This is a genomic window from Ignavibacteria bacterium (assembly GCA_025612375.1).
Lineage (GTDB): Bacteria > Bacteroidota > Ignavibacteria > Ignavibacteriales > SURF-24 > JAAXKN01.
On the sequence record JAAXKN010000017.1, the window covers coordinates 1 to 20778 of the forward strand.

Below are 20778 nucleotides of genomic sequence, written 5' to 3' on the forward strand. Positions count from 1 at the left end.
CGCCCCTCCGGGGCTTAATATCTGAGCTTATGAGCCTTCTTCTCTGCCTCAAAATTGGTTCTGTAGACAATATCCCACAAAGGCTGGCTTACACCGAAGCCTCTTGTCGCATCCTTATAATGATGCCTCATGTGGTGCTTTTTTATAAAGAGGAATAATCCGCTTTTTATGTTAAAGTGATGAATGGCGTAGTGCGTCATATCATAAAAAAGGTATCCCGTAAGGAACCCAGAGAAGAAGGGATACACAAACTTTGCTCCCAGAATGTAATAGAATAATGCGTAGAAAGTAAATGCAAGAGGAACGCTCACAGACGGCGGCATAACAAGCCTTCTCGAGTCCTTCGGGTAAGCATGATGCACACCGTGAAAAATAAAATGCATCCTCTGCCCGATTGAGTTGTTCGGGACATAGTGGAAGATGAACCTGTGAAGTGTGTATTCTGTAAACGTCCAGATGAAGGTCCCAAGTACAAAGAGCAGTATTATGCTTTCATATTTTATGTCCGGATTTATATAAGAATAATAGAGCAGGTATAGAACTAAGGGCAGATACATTATAACGGGAACAGAGGGATGGACTCTGCTCAAGGCTTCCATAAAATTGCTTTCAAACATTCTTGCTGTTTTATCTTCATTTGAAATATATTTCTTTTCCATATGAGTTTTCTCCGGAAATTTATTTCGCTGAGTTCAATTGTATATTAAAGAATAAAAAAGAAGAAAGAAAATTTTAAGGCAGTAAGAAATCCTTTGACTTCGGGACATATCTTTTCTTATTGAGCGGAAAATTAACTATTTTTACTCCCGGACTTTTTACAGAACCCAAAAATGGACCTCAAATGAAAGAGCCGTCACCTGAAAAATCCCGTTCCGGCAAGGGCGTTGTAATCCTTGCCTTTATTGCTTTCATATCCTTGGGACTTCCCGATGGCCTTTTGGGCGTTGCCTGGCCCTCGATGAGGGAAAGCTTCTCCAGGTCACTGGATTCACTTGGAATGCTGCTTGTAGCTTCCATGGCGGGATATCTCCTTTCAAGTTTCTACAGCGGGCTGGTGACCTCACGCCTGGGTGTCGGGTGGCTCCTGTCATTAAGCTGCCTTGCAACGGGTGCCTCTCTTCTGGGCTACACGCTTGCGCCGCACTGGTGGATGATGATTCCTCTTGCAGTTGTGGCGGGCTTGGGGGCCGGGGCAATTGATGGCGGGATCAATACCTATGTCGCAAGCAATTTCGGCGAACACCTGATGCAGTGGGTACACGCAAGCTACGGTATAGGCATAACCATGGGACCGGTAATTATGACCACGGGACTGAGCTATTTTTCCTCGTGGCGCCCGGGCTACATTGTGGTGGGAGGCCTGCAGATTGCCCTTGCAGCCTCATTTGCGCTGACCGTTTCAATGTGGCAGACAGGGAAAAGCGGCGAGGAGAAAAAACAGGTATTATCCGATTATAAAACGCCCATGATGGAAACACTCAGGCAGCCTGACGTATGGATAAGCATACTCCTCTTTTTTATTTATGCCGGAATTGAAGCTACAATAGGAAGCTGGGCATATACACTGCTTACTGAGTCGCGCGGCATTTCTTCAGAAATTGCGGGATTTTTTGTCGGTAGCTACTGGGCTACATTTACCGTTGGGCGGATACTTGCGGGAATTTTCACAAGGCGCTTCAGGATGCATTCACTGATTAGAGGAAGCCTTGCAGGAGCCTTCGCGGGGGCTTTGCTCTTAATATGGAGCCCGTTTAAGGCAATGAGCCTAATAGGAGTAGTAATAATTGGTTTTGCAATTGCCCCGATATTTCCCGGCATGGTGTCTCTTACAACAAGGCGCGTAGGTGCGCGTTTTGCGGCAAATACGATAGGAATGCAGATCAGCGCCGCGGGCCTCGGGGTTGCAGCAATTCCGGGATTAACGGGAGTCCTGGCTCAGCGCACGTCTTTGGAAGTAATCCCGGCCTTAGTTCTTCTCTGGATTATCTCCCTGTTTATTTTATATTCCTTGTCCATACGGAGGGAGAAAACACCCGAATAACTACTGACTAGCCCTGATTCTCTTGTAAAAGCTCTTTGTAAATCTTTTATCAAAGACTTCTGTCTTTACGTACTCAAATTTCAGCTCGCGTTCTATAGTGCCGAATAATGGAATGCCGCTTCCAAGAATAATCGGGATTGTTGATATGATAAGCTCATCTATAAGGTCTTCCTTCAGGAAGTTCTGAATTGTCATGCCGCCGTCGACATAAAAATTCCTGTAGCCCATAGAGTTAAGCTTACGTATAACTTCTTCGGGACTTCCATTTATGATTTCAGCTTTACCGGAAAGTTTCTTTGGGATTTCTTTAAGGCTGCCGGAGAGAACAAAGAGGGGTTTAGTGTACATCCACTCGTCGAAAGAAAGGACTTTTTCAAAAGTGTTCCTTCCCATTATCACTGCGTCAATCATATTCATGAACTCCCCAAAGCCCCAGTCGCTTCCTTCCGGGTTGGGAATTTCAATCAGCCAGTCTATATCCCCGTCCTTTTTTGCAATAAATCCGTCGAGGCTCTGTGCTATAAAAACATATGCGGACATAGTGTGCTTTCAAAATAGTTACGGGAACAATCAATGCCGTAGAAAGGCGGCCGCCGGCCGCCCCTACAGCAATTATTTAATTAACCGTTTGTTCTGGGACCAGCCGTGCGGACGTCTTCTGTAACGTCTTCTGCAAACTGCTTGAAATTGTCCTGGAACATCTTTGCGAGCTTCTGAGCCATAACATCGTATCTATCCTTGTCTTTCCATGTGTTCTTCGGATTTAATACTTCCGAAGGAACTTCCGGGCATGAAACAGGGACTTCAACGCCGAAGACAGGATCAGTGCAGGTCTCAACGTTATCAAGGGCTCCGCTTAAAATTGCATTAAGCATTGCGCGTGTGTAACGGATCTTCATTCTCTGTCCTTCTCCGTACGGGCCGCCGCTCCAGCCTGTGTTAAGGAGCCAGCACTTAACATCGTGCTTTATTATCTTCTCTCCCAAAAGCTTTGCGTAAACTGAAGGGTGGAGTACCATAAAAGGAGCTCCGAAGCATGTGCTGAAAGTAGCCTTTGGTTCGGTTACACCCTTTTCAGTTCCGGCAACCTTTGCAGTGTAGCCCGAAAGGAAGTGGTACATTGCCTGATTATAGTTCAGCTTTGAGACCGGAGGAAGCACACCGAAAGCATCTGCTGTAAGCATGATGATATTCTTCGGGTGGCCGCCCATTCCGTCAGGCTTTATGTTGTCGATGAATGTAAGCGGATATGCAGCTCTTGTATTTTCGGTCAGTGTGTCGTCATCCAGATCAAGAAGGCGTGAATTGGCATCCATTGACACGTTTTCAAGCACTGTTCCGAATTTCTTTGTAACACCGTAGATTTCTGGTTCAGCTTCTTCTGAAAGACGGATCATCTTGGCATAGCAGCCGCCTTCAAAGTTAAATATGCCGTTTTCGCTCCAGCCATGCTCGTCGTCGCCGATGAGCCTTCTGTTTGCATCTGCTGAAAGAGTGGTCTTGCCTGTTCCTGACAATCCGAAAAGAACTGCAACGTCGCCGTCCTTGCCGATATTGGCCGAGCAGTGCATAGACATTACACCCTTCTGAGGAAGCATGTAGTTGAGCACAGTGAAGATCGATTTTTTAATTTCACCGGCGTAGCTTGTTCCGCCGATAAGTACCAGCTTTTCCTTGAAGTTAATGGTAACAAATACTTCTGAATTTGTTCCGTCAATCTTAGGATTAGCATGGAAGTTAGGCATGTCAATAACGGTAAATTCCGGATTGTGCTCTTCGAGCTCTGCCGCGCTTTTTGCTCTAATAAAAAGGTTATGGGCAAAAAGGTTGTGCCATGCTGTTTCTGTAATTACCCTTAAATGCATCTTGTATTCCGGATCGGCACCTGCATAACAGTCCTGAACATAAATGTCCTTGTTCTGAATGTATGCCTGCATTTTGTGGTAAAGGTGTGTGAATTTTTCCTCGTCAAGAGCCGAGTTAACTTTTCCCCACCAGATTTTATCCTGGTTTGTAGGCTCTTTAACGATGAACTTATCGTTAGGGCTGCGGCCCGTGTGCTGGCCTGTTCTTACGACCAGGGGACCATAGTGTGAAAGTGTACCTTCGCGTCTGTAAAGAGCGCGTTCAACAAGCTGGGCTGTACTGAGGTTATAGAAAACATCATTAATGTTCCTGATCCCAAGTTTATCCAACTGACTGAGAATCTTATCTTTTGGTATCATGTTATAAATTAATCCTGAATATGTAACTCTCCGCGGAGAGTCCATGTATTTAATGTATTTTACTGTAATTAGAACCGCTGCACTCCAGTTAATCTAAACAAACTAAAGCAAATCATTGATAGCTTCAATAGCAATTCATAACTTCATTTTCAGCGGTAATCTTTTGAGAAGTATACAACTAATGCTCTATAGGGGGCCTGCCGCGGTAAGTTCAAGATAACTCATTCATTCCCCCGAAATCCAGAGCCTCAAAAGCCAATGAAAAAATAACGATAGATTTTGAAAATTTCCAGAAATTGGACTGTTTTATCTTTTAAAAAATTTCTCTTGAAATTTAATTCAAATTTAGCAGTCCCGTTTTTTTTGCACAAAAATCTTTTCCGGGCCAATTCTTTACAGGAGAACCGAAGAAAAAAATTATCCCGGAAGGTGCCTGTTTTCTATGATATGCTAAATCGGGCGAAAATTCAAGAATAGAAGTCAGGATGTCTTATTTTTTGTATAACTGGAAAAGAATTTTAACCAGGCGCAAAGCACTTGCGATTTAGTTAAAAAAATTCAAATTTAAAATAATCCCTTTATCCATATCTTTATCTGTCCATAAAACTAACAGGATGAATTATGATTTTCCCGATTGGTGACGACAATACCGACCGTACCATGTTTCCCTTGACGAATTACCTGATCATTCTGCTTAATGTATTTGTGTTTGTATTTCTGCAGGGCCTGGGCTCAAATATAAAGTTTACTTATGCCTATTCAACCGTGCCTGCCGAGATCGTTACGGGTAAGGATATTATTACAGAGGACAGGGTGATGGTGGATCCTGAAACTGATGAGAGGGTGGAGGTGCCGGGGCTGCAGAAGACACCTATAAACGTATATCTTACAATTTTTACTTCAATGTTCATGCACGGGGGCATTGCGCACATTTTCGGCAACATGATTTTTCTTTGGGTATTTGGCGATAATATAGAAAATAAGCTCGGACACATGCGCTATCTCATATTCTATCTCGTCTGCGGCGCTCTGTCGTCACTTTCACAGGTCACTGCTACTATTATGTTCAACGGCAATCCTTACGTTCCTACACTAGGGGCCTCCGGCGCAATTTCAGGCGTGCTCGGGGGCTATATGCTCCTTTACCCCAGAAGACGCGTAAGAGTGGTCCTTTTCTATATACTTACCGTGGTCCCTGCCATCGTGGCTATAGGCATGTGGTTCGCATTCCAGGTTATTGCGGGTCTGGGCGGCCTGGGCTCTCAGGGCGGAGGAGTTGCTTATGCGGCGCACGTGGGCGGATTTATTGCGGGCTTTATTCTGATTAAGATATTTGCTATTGGACGGCCTTAAACGGACATATTGACTAGCGAGCCTGTAAGGTCCTTTGCCGAAGGATTAAACGAACTGAAAAGCTTTTCCTGCCTTGTTTCAGCCTGCGCTGGCTGAAGCTTCCTCAGGTGCTCCTGCGGAACCGTAATTATGTATCCGGTTGCAGAAAGGTTAATCTTATCTTCCAGGGACTCATTTTCCTGAAACCCTGCCTTGCTTAACATCTCCGGAAACTGCGTGCTTATTGCGTCGTGAAAAACTTCCCTGAAGGATTGGAAACGGCTCTTGTAATTTACCTGAGAAGGGCTGCCGGGGTAAAGCCTGTCCACAACTTTCCCGCCTGCATACGATGCAGAAGCGGAAAAAGAATGGCTGATATTACCGATCAAGCTCTACCTCATAAAAGTAATTTACCTGAAATATCACAATTGCCCCGGTAAAGAGCAACAAAAAATTAAACTATTTTATGAATTTCCTCTAATATCCTGTCCGTGGCACCCAGGTTCTCATTTACGAACATGGATGAAATTTTCCCCATCTTCTTTCTTAAATCGTCATCCTGCAGGAGCGTCCTCAGCCAGCGGTAGGCTTCTTTTTTATTTCTCAGGACTTTTGAGGCTCCGATCTTAACGAGCTTCTGTGCCTCCTGGGAGTTTTCAATCCTTGGGCCGAAAAGAACAGGTATGCCGTATACGGCCGGTTCAAGCACGTTATGGATCCCCTGCTTAAAGCTTCCTCCCACGTATGCAAGATCTGCATAGTAGTAAAGCGTAAGAAGTATTCCTATGGAATCGACAATTATTATTCTTTCACCCTTATACTCATTTAAGTAAGAGAACCTGATTGAAGTGCACTTATTTCTAAGCTGGTCTTCCAGCTTCTCCAGGTGCTGTACCGTGGGCTCGTGCGGCACAAGTATCATTACAACATTCGGGTCGTACTTTGCAATCTTAAGGAATGCAGGCAGAAGGACTTCCTCGTCAGCTTCCCAGGAGCTTCCGGCAACAAAAACTTTCTTTCCCTCAAAAAATCCGTCCTTAAAGAGCTTCTTTTCCTTTGCCGCAAGGCTCTTCTGGTAAACACGGTCGTACCTTGTGTCGCCGGCGGTTTCAAGCTGTCCGTTTTTTATGTCAAAGGCGCGGAAGCTTTCCATGTCGCCTTTTGAAACGGTGAATATTTTTGAAATGTTTTTGTAGAGTGACTTATGGAAACTGATTGATACGGGAAGCTTTCGGTTGGAATTATCTCTCATTGTGGCATCGATAATAAAACAGGGGATGCTGCGTGCCTTAAGCTGCCAGATGAAGTTAGGCCATATGTCATAGCGCATCATAATTGCAAGATCCGGATTTACTATGTCAAGAAACCTCTTTGCCAGTGCCGGGGTGTCAAAAGGCATGTAGGAAACAACGTCGGCATAAGGGTAATTCTTTGAATTCTCGTAGCCAGAAGGAGAAAAGAAAGTGGCAATAATGTTCACGTCCTTTTCAGCCTTTAGCTTCTGTATTACGGGCTTTGCCTGCTCAAACTCTCCCATGGAAGAGGAGTGGAACCAGACCATCTGTTTTTTCTTATCCAGCTGCACGAATGCAAGTATGAGGTTTTCAAAAAGCCTCTGCCTGTCTTTTATTCCCTTTTTTATCTTGGCGTTAAAAAGTCCTGCCAGCTGAAAAACCAGATACAAAAAGGGGAGTATAATAACATTATAAATGAGATACCAAAATTTCATCATGACAAATCTAAAATTCTTTTTACGTTATCGAGTACTGCTTCGGGAGTAATCTCAAGCATACACTTAAAGTGTCCTAAAGGGCATTTTTCCCGTCCAATGTGAGAACACGGTCTGCAAGATAACGAATTGTTTTCTAAAATTAAATTCTTATTCTTATATGGCGTAAAGCCGAATTCTTTTACTGTGGAGCCGAAAATAGCCAGAACCGGCGCTCCGGCAGCGCAGGCTATATGCATAAGGCCCGAATCGTTGCAAACAACCATGCGGCACTGCTTCATAAGGGCCGCGGTCTGGAACAGGTCGTCGTCGTTACTCATGTCTAAAGATCCGGGTATGGTTTCCGAGAGCCTGCGGCAAATTTCGCGGTCGGACCTTCCCCCGAGGAGAACAACGTTAAAACCCTCATTTTTCAGCAGTTTCCCCAAGGCGGTAAAATATTCCGGGGGCCACATTTTTGTAAAATGCCTGGAGCCCGGGCATAAGGCGACGTAATTATCCTGAGCTTTAAGATCTAAAGATACATTTTCAGGCAGAAAAAGGTCCAGCCCCTTATCATCCAGCTCAAAGCCCGGAATGGAAAATGCGTAGCGAACCGGGATCTGAGGCAGGTTTTTAAGCCTGTTAATCTTAAATTTTACCAGGAGGAACTTATCAAAAGACCTTTTTTCAAACCTGAATGCCGGGGCCTGAAGGGCTTTTACAACCTTCCGGCTTCTCAGGTTATTCTGAAGGTCAATTACGGCGTCGTACTTTTTTTCTTTAAGAAGCTTAAAAAGCGCCTTATTATCGTCTCTTTTATAGAGGAGGACGTCATTTACATAAGGGTTAAACTTCAATATATCGGCGTACTCATTCCTTATGAGAAAGTCTATCTTTTTTTCAGGATAGAGTCTCTTAAGGCTGCGCAGAAGAGGTGTAGTAAGAAGAATGTCTCCCAGTGAGCTAAGTCTAATAATTAAAATATTTTCAGCGTCGCCTATATTCACAAAAAACGTCCTAAACTAATCAAATTTGAGACCTCAAATTTACTCAAATAACAGCTATTCTTCCAATTAAAGTTTATTGTAGTTTTCCTCAGACTTGTTTATTTTTGAGAAAATAATAAAAAAGATAAGGACCGATTAAGATGACTACTTTACCGCCGCCTTCAGTAAAGCCTTTCCCGGAAGATTCACTGGAAAAGCAGGTTTATAATATAGTGGAAAAGTACAAGGAAAACATTCCTATTATGAACGACAGGAACCGCCTGGGCTATAACCTGTTCAAATATATGAGCGGAGAAGGGGACAGCCCTGAAATTCTGGTTAAATCCACAAAAATCAAGATCGTGGGTATGACTAAAGAAGAACTGGCAGCCAAACTTACCGCGGACTTAAAGACCGTTAAAAAATAAGATTTAGCACTGCTCCTTTTTATTCCCCCTCCCCGGTAAAAGAGAGGGGGGTAAGGGATATTTATTTGGATACCTCGGGAATGCTGATTTCCTCCTCAGTAATAAATTTTTCCACCATCAGAACGTCTTCCTTATTGCCAATAAAAACAGGTGTGCGCTGGTGCAGACTGTCTGGCACTATATCAAGTATCCTCTTCTTTCCGTTTGAAGCCATGCCCCCGGCTGACTCAACAATAAAAGCCATCGGGTTGCACTCGTAAAGAAGCCTCAGTTTTCCATTTGGGTTGCGGCTGTCGGCAGGATACATGAAAATGCCGCCGTAGAGCAGGTTGCGGTGAATGTCGGCAACCATGGAGCCGATGTAGCGCGTGGAATACGGCCTTCTTGTCTTTTCATCTTCTTCCTGCAGGTACTTAATGTACTTCTTAAGCCCGGGGTGCCAGTACTTGTAGTTCCCCTCGTTAATGCTGTAGATTTTGGATTTCCCGGGGATCCTGATGTTGTTATGCGACAGCAGGAACTCTCCCAGTGCGGGGTCAAGCGTAAAGCCGTAAACCCCGTGCCCTGTAGTGTAAACCAGAATTGTGCTGGAGCCGTAAAGGACGTATCCTGAAGCCACCTGCTTAATGCCGGGCTGCAGGCAGTCCTGAAGTGTTCCGTCGCTTCCGCCGTCCGGTGTAACCCTTTTAAGAATAGAAAAAATTGTCCCCACGCTTACATTTGCGTCGATATTTGACGATCCGTCCAGGGGGTCAAAAAGAAGGACATATTTCCCCTTTACGAAATCTTTTGGTATAGGGATGGCGTTTTCCTCTTCCTCTGAAGCCATAACGCAGAGGTGCCCCCCGTGCTCCATTGCCTTAAAGAGCACTTCGTGCGAAAAAACGTCGAGCTTTTTTACCTTTTCTCCCTGAACATTTGTTGTTCCTGTGTAGCCGATGATGTCAACAAGTCCTGCCTTATTGACCTCGAGAGAGATGATTTTTGCCGCCAGTACCAGATCCGAAAGGAGGGCCGAAAGCTCACCCGTGGCCTCGGGGTGCTTTCTTTCCTCTTCCAGAATGTGTCTTTGTATGGTCATCAGACTCTGTGCCGCCATAATTTCCTCCTGTGGATGATTTAATGAAGGTTTTATTACGCGGTTTTTGTAATCTCCTGATCTTTGTATTGCAGCTGATAAAGCTTGTAGTAGATACCGCGTTTTGCGAGCAGTTCCTGGTGCGTACCTATCTCCCTGACCTCACCCTTATGCATAACAATTATCTGATCGGCATTCTGAATTGTTGAAAGCCTGTGCGCAATTACAATGGCAGTCCTGTCAACCAGCAGCTTTTCAATAGCCCTCTGTATAAGGATTTCGGTTTCCGTGTCCACACTGGATGTCGCTTCATCTAAGATAAGGATTTGCGGGTTATAAGCAAGAGCCCTTGCAAAGGACAAAAGCTGCTTCTGCCCCACGCTTAAGGTTGCACCCTTCTCCTTTACCTCCTCGTCGTATTCATGCGGAAGAAGAGATATGAACTTGTGGGCTCCTACGCTTTGGGCGGCTTCAATAATTTTCTCATCCGAAATCCCGGGGTTGTTAAGGCTGATATTTGACTTAATTGTGCCCGAGAAGAGAAAAACGTCCTGCAGCACGATGGAAATAAACTTCCTCAGTTCGCGCTTGTCAATATCCTTAATATCAATGCCGTCTAAGCAGATCTTTCCCTTATTAATGTCGTAGAAACGCGTAAGTATGCTTATGAGGCTTGTTTTCCCGGCACCCGTAGCACCAACGATTGCCACGGTCTGCCCCGGGCTGATGCTGAAGGAGACGTCCTTTAATACGTAATCATCCCCGTTGTAAGCAAACCACACGTTCCTGAACTCGATTTTCCCCTCCACTTTCTTAAGGTCAACGGGGTTTTCCGGATTCTTAACAAATGTATCGTTATCCAGGAGCTTAAAGACCCTTTCACTTGACGCCATTGCCGTCTGCATGATGTTATACTTATCCGACAGGTCCCTTATCGGGCGGAAGAACTGGTCTATAAGCTGAATGAATGCAAAGAGAACGCCTATAGTCATGGCGTTATGTATAATTTCGCCTCCGCCGTACCAGATGATAAGGGCAAGCGCAATTGAGCTTAAAAATTCAACCGCAGGATAGAAGACTGCATAATAGAAAATTGAATCGACGTTGACTTTTCTGTAGTCGGCGTTAATTGAAGAAAACCTGTTAAGCTCTTCTTTTTCCTTGTTGAATATCTGCACCACGTTCATGCCCGTTACGTGCTCCTGCATGTAGGAATTTAAGCGCGCCAGGTGGAAGCGCACGTCCCTGTATGAATCCCTGACCTTCCTGCGGAAGAGGAATGTGCCGTAAATTAAAAACGGAAAAACAGAGAGCGTTACAAATGAAAGCTTCCAGTCCATTAAGAACATAAACCCAAGTATCCAGAGCACAATAAAAACGTCGCTGAAGACGTTAACAATTCCCGAGGAGAACATTTCGTTTAAGGATTCAATGTCGTTTGTCACACGGGTAACAATTCTTCCGATCGGGGTCTTGTCGAAATACTTCAGGGCAAGCCTTTCCACGTGCGCAAAGAGCTTTACCCTCAGGTCGTAAATTATTTTCTGCCCCATGTACTGCGTATAGTAGGTAAGAAAGTACTGCATAACGGCCTGGAACAGGAGTGTCCCTATCATAGCCATCGTTACGAGCATGAGGCCGTGGTAATCCTTGTTTTTTATATTATCGTCAATTGCTACTTTTGTAAGCACGGCTCTTAAGGGTCCGAAAGCCGCAACAATAATGTTTAATATAATGGCGAAGGCCATATATTTTTTATACGGCTTTACGTAGCCCAAGAGGCGTTTCATCAGCTTTGAATCATACGCCTTGCCTAAGACTTCATCATCTGCTTTATAATCCTGTGCCATAAACCTTTCTAAATTCTTTATTATGAAATAGAAGCCGGGAAGGGAATAGTTACCCTTTTAGCTCAATTCTTCCAGTTCTTTTTCAAGCAGCTGCTTAAAGTGCAGTCCTGCATAAATCCCCTGTTTGCGCACCAGATCCTCGTGCGTGCCCTGTTCGGCAATCCTGCCCTCGCTTAGGACAAATATAATGTCGGCATCCTTAACCGTTGAAATTCTGTGGCTGATGATTATGCTTGTCCTTTCCTTCATAAAATTCCTCAGGTTCTTAAGTATTCCTTCCTCGGTCCTTGTATCCACGGCCGAGAAGGAGTCGTCAAGTATCAGAATTGCAGGGTCAATTGCAAGCGCCCTTGCAAGGCAAGTCCTCTGCTTCTGCCCGCCCGAGAGAGTAATGCCGCGTTCTCCCAGCATGGTTTCGTATCCGTGGGGGAAAGCATCAATGTCCTTTGTAAGCTGTGCAATTTCCGCCGAGGAGGTAACCACTTTCATGTCTGTTTCCTTTAGGCCGTATGCAATGTTGTTAGCCAGCGTGTCGGAGAAAAGGAAAGTTTCCTGCGGAACAAGCCCGATATTTTTTCTTAAAGACTTAAGAGGGATTTTCTTAATATTGTGCCCGTCAATTAAAACCTCGCCATCGGTTACGTCGTAAAGCCTCGGTATCAGGTCGACGAGCGTGGTTTTCCCGGCTCCGGTCTGTCCTATTATTGCGGCAGTCATTCCGGCAGGTATTTTCAGGCTGATATCCTTAAATACATACGGCAGCTCAGGTGCGTAACGGAAGCTCACATTCTTAAATTCAACCGTACCTTTAATATTCTCAACGGAATAGTCCGTAGTTTCGCTATCCTCAATTTCATACTTTTCAGCAAGCATTTTGTTAAGGCGCTTCATGCTGGCTGAAGCCTGCTGGATCAGGTTTACCACCCAGCCAATTGCAATCATAGGCCAAATTAAAAGCCCAAGATAAATAACAAAGGCCGAGATCTCGCCCAGGTTCATCGTGCCGTTTATTACCTGTATGCCGCCAAGCCAGATTACAAGAATTATTGAAATCCCTGTTACAAGATACAGCGCGGGCTGGAACATGGACTCGATTTTAACCATATCCATATTTTTTTCAAGATAGTCGTGGCTCAGAGCCTCGTACTCCTGTATCTCGTTATCTTCCCTTACATACGACTTTATTACGCGTATGCCTGAGAAGCTTTCCTGCGCCTTGGTTGTAAGTTCCGAGAACTTCTCCTGTATGTAGGTATACTTAATGTGTATTTTCTTCCCCAGCTTATAGACGAGGTATGAAAGTACCGGAAGCGGCAGAAGCGAATAAATTGTAAGCGTGGTGCTCAAGGATACCATTATAACGATAACCATTATAAGGCGCACAAGCGTGTCTATGGAATACATAACCGCAGGACCCACAAATGTTCTTACCGCGTTAAGGTCGTTTGTGGCATGAGCCATTATGTTGCCCGTGGAGTTATTCTGGAAGTATCTGAGCGAAAGCCTCTGTATGTGGCTCCAGAAGTCCTGCCTCAGGTCGTACTCAATTTCGCGAGAGACCACAATAATGGTTTCCCTGATCAGAAATCTGAATACGCCGCTTAAGAAAGATGTAGCTATAATAAGCAGCCCGTAACGGACCAGCACAGAATACTCCACACTTTTCTGCAGGGCGTTAATGCTGTCCTTTAAGAACAAAGGGACGTACACTGTACCCAGATTCGAAAGTAAAATAAATAAAACTCCCAGAAGGAGTTTAACTTTATATCTTATAAAATATTTTTTTAACGCTAAAAGACTTTTCATAAACTCTGCTTATAACTGCTTGTTAAGATACTAAACTACTAAAGTACGGTAAAAGTTGCTTAAAATTTGTACTAATTTAATATTCAGCGAATTTTTTAATTTAAGATTTCATGCTTAAAAAGGAAAGTCCTTTGTTTTGAAACCCTTTAAAAACAAAAAATCCCGACATTCCGGCCGATGGGAAAGCGGGATTTTTGTATTAAAAACGCAGGTTTAGTCTATAACTTCAAAACCCGTGTATTTATGCAGAACCTTCGGAACTATTATCTTGCCTTCGGGAGTCTGGTAGTTCTCAAGCAGAGAAACCATCAGGCGGCTTGTTGCAAGGCCCGAACCGTTAAGCGTATGCACAAATTCCGGCTTTTTGGTCTCCTCGTTGCGGAAGCGTATGTTGGCACGCCTTGCCTGGAAGTTCTCGAAGTTGCTGCATGAAGAAGCCTCAAGCCATCTTTTTTCAGCCGGCGACCATGTCTCGATGTCGTAGCACTTTGCAGCCGAGAAGCTCAAATCCCCCGTGCAGAGCATGAGTATTCTGTATGGGATCTTAAGCGCCTGCAGAATATCTTCGGCATCACGCACCAGCTTTTCAAGCTCATCGTAGGAGTTCTCAGGCCTGGTGAATTTAACCATTTCAACCTTGTTGAACTGGTGAACCCTTAAGAAACCCTTCGATTCCTTTCCGTATGAACCGGCCTCACGCCTGAAACAGGCCGAGTAAGCGCAGTATTTAATCGGGAGCTCTTTTTCTTCAATGATCTCACCCCTTAAGAGGTTTGTAACAGGCACTTCGGCCGTTGGAATCGGGTAAAGGCCGTCTTTATCTATTGAATACATGTCCTCTTCCATTTTAGGAAGCTGCCCTGTACCCTTCATCGAGTCCTCGTTTACGAGGAACGGGGGGAAGACTTCCTTATATCCGTGCTCGTGAATGTGCTTGTCGAGCATGAAGTTTATAAGTGCGCGTTCAAGTGTTGCACCCTTGCCCATATAGACAGGGAAGCCCGAGCCCGTAATCTTGGCTCCGCGCTCAAAGTCCAGGATCTTAAGCTTTTTGCCGAGCTCAATGTGATCCATTACTTTTTCTTCAGTCTCAAATGAGAACCCTTCCGGAAGCCAGCGCCTTACCTCTACGTTATCGGCGGCGGATTTTCCCACCGGCACTGATGCATTCGGCATATTCGGTATATACATCAGTATGTCGTTTAAGTCTTTTTCAACCTGACGCAGCTGGTCGTCAAGAGAAGTGATCTCATCTGAAACTCTTTTCATTTCTGCCAGGACGGAAGAGGTATCCTGCCCGGCTTTTTTCATCTGCGGGATCTGGCTTGAGGCCTGGTTGCGCTTAGCCTTCAGCTCATCGGCATTCAGCACGAGCTCACGCCTCTGCGTGTCAAGAGCCAGAAGCTCATCTACCCGCGCGGTTTCATTTTTATTCTCAATTCCTTTCTTTACAAGATCGGGGTTCTCCCGTATGAATTTAAGGTCTAACATATTTGCCTTCTGTTATTTTACTACAATATTATAAATTTTATTCTTCACGTAGATTTCTTTAACTATGGTCTTTCCGTCTATGTGCTTTTTAACCCCGTCGGCCGAGAATACTAGAGCCTTAACCGACGCCTGGTCGTTTTCAGCAGGGACTTCAAGCGTTGCCCTCAGCTTTCCGTTTACCTGTACTGCAACGGTTACCCTGTCTACAGTAAGTGCGTCTGGATCGGGCGAGTACCAGTTGGCCTGCTCGAAGATGGAGCCTTTTTTGCCGATCATCTCCCAGCACTCTTCCCCCATGTGAGGCGCAACAGGAGCAATGAGGCATGCAAAGCGCTCAAGCACATAGCTCTGAAGATTGGGCCTGCACTTCTCCAGGTTTTTCGCAAGCTCGTTTACAAGTTCCATCAATGCCGCAACGGCAGTATTGAAACGGAAATTATTAATCTCTTCGTCGTATTTAACTATGGTCTGATTGATCTTTCTGTAAACGCTCTTTTCCTCTTCCGAAAGCGTCTGAACGCTGAACTTGTCGGGAGCGGGGCTGTTTATTACGACGTTTTCAAACTTCTGGAAAATGTCGTAGGACCTCTGAACAAACCTGTCCACTCCAACGATACCCGAATCGCTCCAGTCGCCGCCTGCCTCGTATGGGCCCATGAACATCAGGTAAAGACGGAAGACGTCGCTTCCATACTTGCTTATAAATACATCGGGGTTAACGACGTTGCCTTTGGACTTGGACATCTTGGCGCCCTGGTTTGTAATGGTGCCCTGATGAATAAGGTTTGAAAATGGCTCGTCGCTGTGCGCCATTCCAAGGTCCCTTAAGAACTTGTGTATGAATCTTGCGTACAAAAGGTGCATCGTTGCGTGCTCGGCTCCGCCCACGTACATGTCCACCGGTGTCCAGTCGTCTGCAAGCTTCTTATTGAACATATTTCCTTTTTCGTGAGGATCGAGGTATCTGAAATAATACCAGCTTGAATCGACAAATGTATCCATTGTGTCGGGATCCCTCTGTGCCTGGCCCCCGCATTTGGGGCAGGTGACGTTCATGAATTCCTTGTTTGTTGTAAGGGGCGACTTTCCTGAGGTTGAGAATTCCACGTTATATGGAAGTTCAACCGGAAGGTCTTTTTCTTCAACTAAAACCTCGCCGCACTTCTCGCAGTGTATTACGGGTATTGGTGTTCCCCAGTACCTCTGGCGCGAGATTAACCAGTCTCTTAACCTGTAGTTGGTTTTTCTTTTTCCGTTGCCTTCTTTTTCGAGGAAGTCCGTTATGCCCTCAATTGCCTTGTCTGAAGGCGTGCCTGAAAAAGCGCCTGAGTTAATGAGCTGTCCCACTTCGGTATAGGCTTCATTTAAGGGATCAGCCTCACCTGTGCCCGGCTGAAGCACAACCTTGCGGATGGGGAGGCTATACTTATGTGCAAATTCAAAATCGCGCTCATCGTGGCCCGGAACTGCCATAACGCATCCCGTTCCGTAGGTAGCAAGTACGTAATCTGCCACCCAGATCGGTATCTTCTCACCGTTTACAGGGTTAATTGCGTATGAGCCAGTGGGGACGCCTGTTTTTTCTTTTGTGGTTGAAGTCCTGTCGATCTCAGAAAGCGACTTAACAGAGTCAAGGTAAGCAGCAACCTGTTCCTTATATTCAGGCCTGGTCAGTTTCTGCACCAATGGCTGCTCAGGAGCCAGAACGACGTAAGTTACGCCGAAAAGCGTGTCGGGGCGTGTGGTGAAAACCGTAATTTCATCTTCATGGCCTTCAATCCTGAATTTCACTTCCGTACCCGTGCTTTTACCGATCCAGTTGCGCTGCATGAGCTTTGTTTTCTCTGGCCAGTTTATTTTCTCCAGGCCTGACAAGAGCTCCTCGGCATACTCGGTGATCTTAAAGAACCACTGTGTAAGGTTTTTGTGAATGACTGTAGTTCCGCAGCGTTCGCAGGTTCCGTCTGAAAGCACCTGCTCGTTTGCAAGCACGGTCTGGCAGCTGGGGCACCAGTTAACGGGCGCGTTTTTCCTGTAAGCCAGCCCCTTTTTATAAAGCTGTATAAAAAGCCACTGGTTCCACTTGTAGTATTCCGGTACGCAGGTCATCAGTTCCGAATCCCAGTCGTACATGTTACCCATATTTTTAAGCTGCACGCGTATGTCTTCAATATTTTTCATCGTGCTGTCGTATGGGTGAATTCCCGTCTTAATGGCGTAGTTCTCAGCCGGTAGTCCGAAGGCGTCGTAGCCTATAGGCTCGAAGACGTTAAAGCCTTTAAGTTTTTTGTATCTTGCCCACGAATCCGTCGGTCCGTAGTTATACCAGTGTCCGCAGTGCAGTTTTGCACCCGAAGGGTAAATAAACATTACGAGGCAATAAAGCTTGCTTTCTTTTTTAGAAAGGTTGGTTTTATATATCTTATTCTCTTCCCAATAAGACTGCCATTTCTTTTCAACTTCAGAAAAAGGGTATCTCATAGCTGTGTGTATATATTTTGTGAAAAAATAAAATTAAAATTATCGAAAAAGGAGCGGTTTATCAAGGCAAAGGGGGAGTTTGACATAATTATAGATATATAAATAACAAAAAAATCCCCATAAGATGGGGAAAATTCCGTTTTGGATCGTCAAATGTATACTAAACCGCTGCTTTTTAGGCGCGGCAGAATTATTTCCGCCTTTTATGGCAGCGGTCGGAATTTTAGCTTATTTTTAGCATTAATGCTAAACTATGTATTCTTCAAATATACAAGGAGGTCAACTTCAATGAAATCAACACAGCTCTTATTACCTCTATTGCTGGTGTTTATGGCTGTAGTAAGCTCAGCCCTTTACGCCGGATTCAAAAAAGGAGAAACCTATCACGGTTTCAAACTCCTGGAAAAACGTTTTGTAAAGGAAGTAAACGCCGAATGCCTTTACTTTGAACACGTTAAATCGGGTGCAAGGCTCCTTAAGATTGCAGCAGGCGATCCGAATAAGACTTTCGGCGTGGGCTTTAAGACCGTGCCCAATTCAGATTGCGGAACGCCGCACATCATAGAACACTCGGTCCTTAACGGATCAAAAAATTATCCCGTTAAAAGCCCCTTCGACGTCCTGTCCAAAGGCTCACTTAAAACATTCCTTAACGCTTTTACAGGAAGCGACAGGACGTTTTATCCTTTTGCCAGCATGAACGACAAGGACTACTTTAACCTCATGAGGATCTATCTTGATGCGGTTTTTAACCCCCTCATCTATAACGATCCCAGAATTCTTAAGCAGGAAGGGTGGCATTATGAACTGGAAAATAAGGATGCCCCTGTCGTCTATAAAGGCGTAGTGTATAACGAAATGAAGGGCGCTTACTCAAGCCCCCAGCGCGAACTTGACTATGAGATAAATAAAATCCTTTTTCCCGATAACGGCTACAGGTTCTCCTCGGGCGGTTACCCCACGGCAATACCTAAACTTACCTACGAGGATTTCCTTAATTTCCATAAGACTTACTACCATCCCGTCAACAGCCACATAGTTCTTTACGGCGATGCCGACCTGGATAAGGAGCTTGCGCTTATTGATTCGGAATACCTTACAAAGTTTGAGAAGTCAGGCGGACGCCCGCAGATACCCCTGCAGAAGCCTTTCGACAAGATGAAGGAAAAAACAGCCTGGTATTCAATCGGTGAAAACGACAAGCCGGAAGGTCAGACTTTCCTTTCGCTTAGCTTTGTTGCAGGGCTTAATTCCGACCAGGCGCTTGTTATGTCTTTGAACGTTTTAACTGACGTGCTTGTAAACCAGGAAGCTGCTCCTGTGCGCCTTGCGCTTCAGAAGGCGGGAATTGGAAAAGATGTATACGCTGCTGTCGACGACATTCAGCAGAACGTCTTCCAGATTGTTGTTCAGAATGCCAACCCTTCTGATAAGGACAAATTCCGTGAGGTTGTAATGCAGGCTCTGAAGGAAGCAGCTGAAAAAGGTCTGGACAAAAAGGCCGTTGAAGGCACCTTGAACCGCATTGAATTCCAGCTGCGCGAAGGCGACGACGCTCAGAAAGGTTTAACCTACGGCTTCCAGGCCCTTCCCGGCTGGTTCTTTGCCGACGACCCCTTCTTAACACTGGAATATGAAAAGCCATTGGCTCAGGTTAAAACAGCCCTTACAAGCAGGTATCTTGAAAACATAATCCAGAAAGATTTAATTGATAACCCTCACTCGCTTCTTCTTACTCTTGAACCCAAGCCGGGACTTGAAAAAGAGAACATTGCAAAGATGAACGGTGAACTGGCTGAATATAAAAAGTCACTTTCACCCGAAAAGATAGATGCCCTTGTTAAGGAGACAAAGGACCTGATTGCTTACCAGAAAAGAGAGGATACGCCCGAGGCCCTGGCAACTATACCGATGCTTGAAAGAAAGGACATAAACCCCAAGGCTGAATTCTATTCGCTGGAGGAAAAGAAAGTTGCAGGCGTCACTGTCTTAAGCCGCGAGGAGTTTTCAAACCAGGTTGAATACATAAGATTTTTGTTTGACGCCCGCGTGCTGCCTACAGAGCTTGTTCCTTATGCGGCATTGTTAACAGAAGTCCTTGGAAGCCAGAACACCGATAACTATTCTTACGGCGATCTGGATCAGGCACTAAACATCCATACCGGCGGCTTCAGAAGCTATCTCTCAACTTTCCTTGAGGACAGGGATGACAACAAGATGATGCCGAAATTTGTACTGGACTCTAAAGCCATGAACAGCAAGACTGACAAGCTCTTTGAACTGGCCTCTGAAATTGTAAACCATACTCGCTATCAGGACCTTGACCGCCTGAAGGATATAATAGTCCGCTACCAGTCGCGCCTCGAGTCCCAGGTGAAAGAAGACGGACGGGGCTTTGCGCTTAAGCGCCTGCAGGCATATTTCACTAATGCCGGAAAATTCAAGGAGGCTACAGGAGGCTTTGATTACTACTGGTTCATTTCAGACCTCGCTAAGAATTTCGACGCCAGATCCAAAGAGATCAGTGACAATCTGGCTAAAACGGCGGCGCTCCTTTTTACAAAAGACAATATGATTGTAACTGTAACTGGTGCCAGGGAAGACTACGAAAAAACTGCAGGCAAAATTGAAGAGTTCACAAAGAAACTCCCCGAAGGAAAAAGCCAGTACAAAACCTGGTCTTTCAAAATGGATAAGAAGAACGAGGGATTCCTTTCACCCTCAAAAGTACAGTTCGTTCTGCAGGGCTACGACTTCAGGCAGCTCGGCTACTCATGGAGCGGAAAGATGAGGGTCCTCGATCAGATACTTTCAACAGATTATCTGCACAAACGCTTGAGAGTTATCGGCGGCGCCTACGGCGGATACTCAAACTTCTCTCCCGAGGGCGGAGTTCTCCTGGCTTCATACCGCGACCCGAACCTGAAGGAAACTTTGGACAATTACATGGGAACTCCGGAATATCTTGAAAAGTTTCAGGCCGACGAAAAGGAAATGACACGCTTTATCATAGGCACAGTTGCAAGAATGGATATGCCTTATACACCTTCGCAAAGAGGCAGTATTGCGGTTAAATATTTCCTTGAAAAAACAAAGCCTGAGGACCTGCAGAAAGAGCGCGATGAGGTTCTTTCCACAACGGTTCAGGACATTCGTGAAATGAAGAAACTGGTCTCAGACGTGGTTGCAAAGAAGACCTACTGCGTATATGGAAACGAAGAAAAGCTGAAGTCGCAGAAGGATCTTTTCGGAAGCCTCGAAAACATTAATCACCAGTAATTATTATAGGTATTTACTTACTACCGGCCCTGAAGGCGTAAAAACCTTCAGGGCACTTTTATAAATTAAC

At 45.1% G+C, this 20778-nt stretch carries 15 protein-coding genes; 4 read left to right on the plus strand and 11 right to left on the minus strand.

The genetic code is table 11. The annotated features are described in order from the left end of the window. Nucleotides 1-14: 14 nt before the first annotated feature. Complete coding sequence (locus HF312_11690) at nt 15-659, minus strand: fatty acid hydroxylase (protein MCU7520869.1); 645 nt, start codon at nt 657-659, stop codon at nt 15-17. 182 nt (nt 660-841) lie between these two features. Between HF312_11690 and HF312_11695 the strand changes: the two genes are divergently transcribed. Next, nucleotides 842-2041 (plus strand): MFS transporter, encoded by a 1200-nt coding sequence (locus tag HF312_11695; protein ID MCU7520870.1) that lies wholly within the window; start codon nt 842-844, stop codon nt 2039-2041. On the opposite strand, the gene HF312_11700 is transcribed toward HF312_11695, so the two are convergent. Both HF312_11700 and HF312_11705 read right to left on the minus strand, forming a co-directional pair. Beyond that, nucleotides 2042-2581, minus strand: coding sequence for a dihydrofolate reductase (locus HF312_11700; protein ID MCU7520871.1), 540 nt, complete (start codon nt 2579-2581; stop codon nt 2042-2044). 80 nt (nt 2582-2661) lie between these two features. After that, entirely contained in the window at nt 2662-4266 is a 1605-nt protein-coding gene (locus HF312_11705) for a phosphoenolpyruvate carboxykinase (GenBank protein MCU7520872.1), read from the minus strand. 621 nt (nt 4267-4887) lie between these two features. Here HF312_11705 and HF312_11710 point away from each other — a divergent pair. After that, a complete protein-coding gene (locus tag HF312_11710; protein ID MCU7520873.1) occupies nt 4888-5619 on the plus strand; it encodes a rhomboid family intramembrane serine protease in 732 nt (243 codons plus the stop codon). Here HF312_11710 and HF312_11715 read toward each other — a convergent pair. The 3 genes from HF312_11715 to HF312_11725 form a co-directional block, all read right to left on the minus strand. Beyond that, nucleotides 5616-5987, minus strand: coding sequence for a hypothetical protein (locus tag HF312_11715; protein MCU7520874.1), 372 nt, complete (start codon nt 5985-5987; stop codon nt 5616-5618). The two genes, HF312_11710 and HF312_11715, sit on opposite strands and share 4 nt — an antisense overlap. 65 nt (nt 5988-6052) lie before the next feature. Beyond that, nucleotides 6053-7330, minus strand: coding sequence for a 3-deoxy-D-manno-octulosonic acid transferase (locus HF312_11720; protein MCU7520875.1), 1278 nt, complete (start codon nt 7328-7330; stop codon nt 6053-6055). Then, complete coding sequence (locus tag HF312_11725; GenBank protein ID MCU7520876.1) at nt 7327-8316, minus strand: glycosyltransferase family 9 protein; 990 nt, start codon at nt 8314-8316, stop codon at nt 7327-7329. Before HF312_11725 ends, HF312_11720 begins: the two co-directional genes overlap by 4 nt. A 140-nt stretch (nt 8317-8456) precedes the next feature. On the opposite strand from HF312_11725, the gene HF312_11730 reads away from it, so the two are divergent. After that, the gene (locus HF312_11730; protein MCU7520877.1) at nt 8457-8723 is read left to right on the plus strand and encodes a hypothetical protein; all 267 of its coding nucleotides are present in this window, start codon (nt 8457-8459) and stop codon (nt 8721-8723) included. 61 nt (nt 8724-8784) lie between these two features. On the opposite strand, the gene fbp is transcribed toward HF312_11730, so the two are convergent. From fbp to HF312_11755, 5 genes are all read right to left on the minus strand, one after another. After that, nucleotides 8785-9822 (minus strand): class 1 fructose-bisphosphatase, encoded by a 1038-nt coding sequence (fbp, locus tag HF312_11735; GenBank protein MCU7520878.1) that lies wholly within the window; start codon nt 9820-9822, stop codon nt 8785-8787. Nucleotides 9823-9857: 35 nt separating this feature from the next. Then, complete coding sequence (locus HF312_11740) at nt 9858-11651, minus strand: ABC transporter ATP-binding protein (protein ID MCU7520879.1); 1794 nt, start codon at nt 11649-11651, stop codon at nt 9858-9860. Nucleotides 11652-11708: 57 nt separating this feature from the next. Further along, nucleotides 11709-13457: an ABC transporter ATP-binding protein gene (locus HF312_11745; GenBank protein ID MCU7520880.1), complete on the minus strand. Its 1749-nt coding sequence runs from the start codon at nt 13455-13457 to the stop codon at nt 11709-11711. Between the two features lie 213 nt (nt 13458-13670). Beyond that, on the minus strand, nt 13671-14948 hold the full coding sequence (serS, locus tag HF312_11750; GenBank protein ID MCU7520881.1) for a serine--tRNA ligase: 1278 nt from the start codon (nt 14946-14948) through the stop codon (nt 13671-13673). 12 nt (nt 14949-14960) lie between these two features. Continuing rightward, a complete protein-coding gene (locus tag HF312_11755; protein MCU7520882.1) occupies nt 14961-17429 on the minus strand; it encodes a leucine--tRNA ligase in 2469 nt (822 codons plus the stop codon). A 288-nt stretch (nt 17430-17717) separates the two neighbouring features. Here HF312_11755 and HF312_11760 point away from each other — a divergent pair, with 288 nt between their 5' ends. Next, nucleotides 17718-20708: a peptidase gene (locus HF312_11760; GenBank protein MCU7520883.1), complete on the plus strand. Its 2991-nt coding sequence runs from the start codon at nt 17718-17720 to the stop codon at nt 20706-20708. Nucleotides 20709-20778 lie beyond the last annotated feature (70 nt).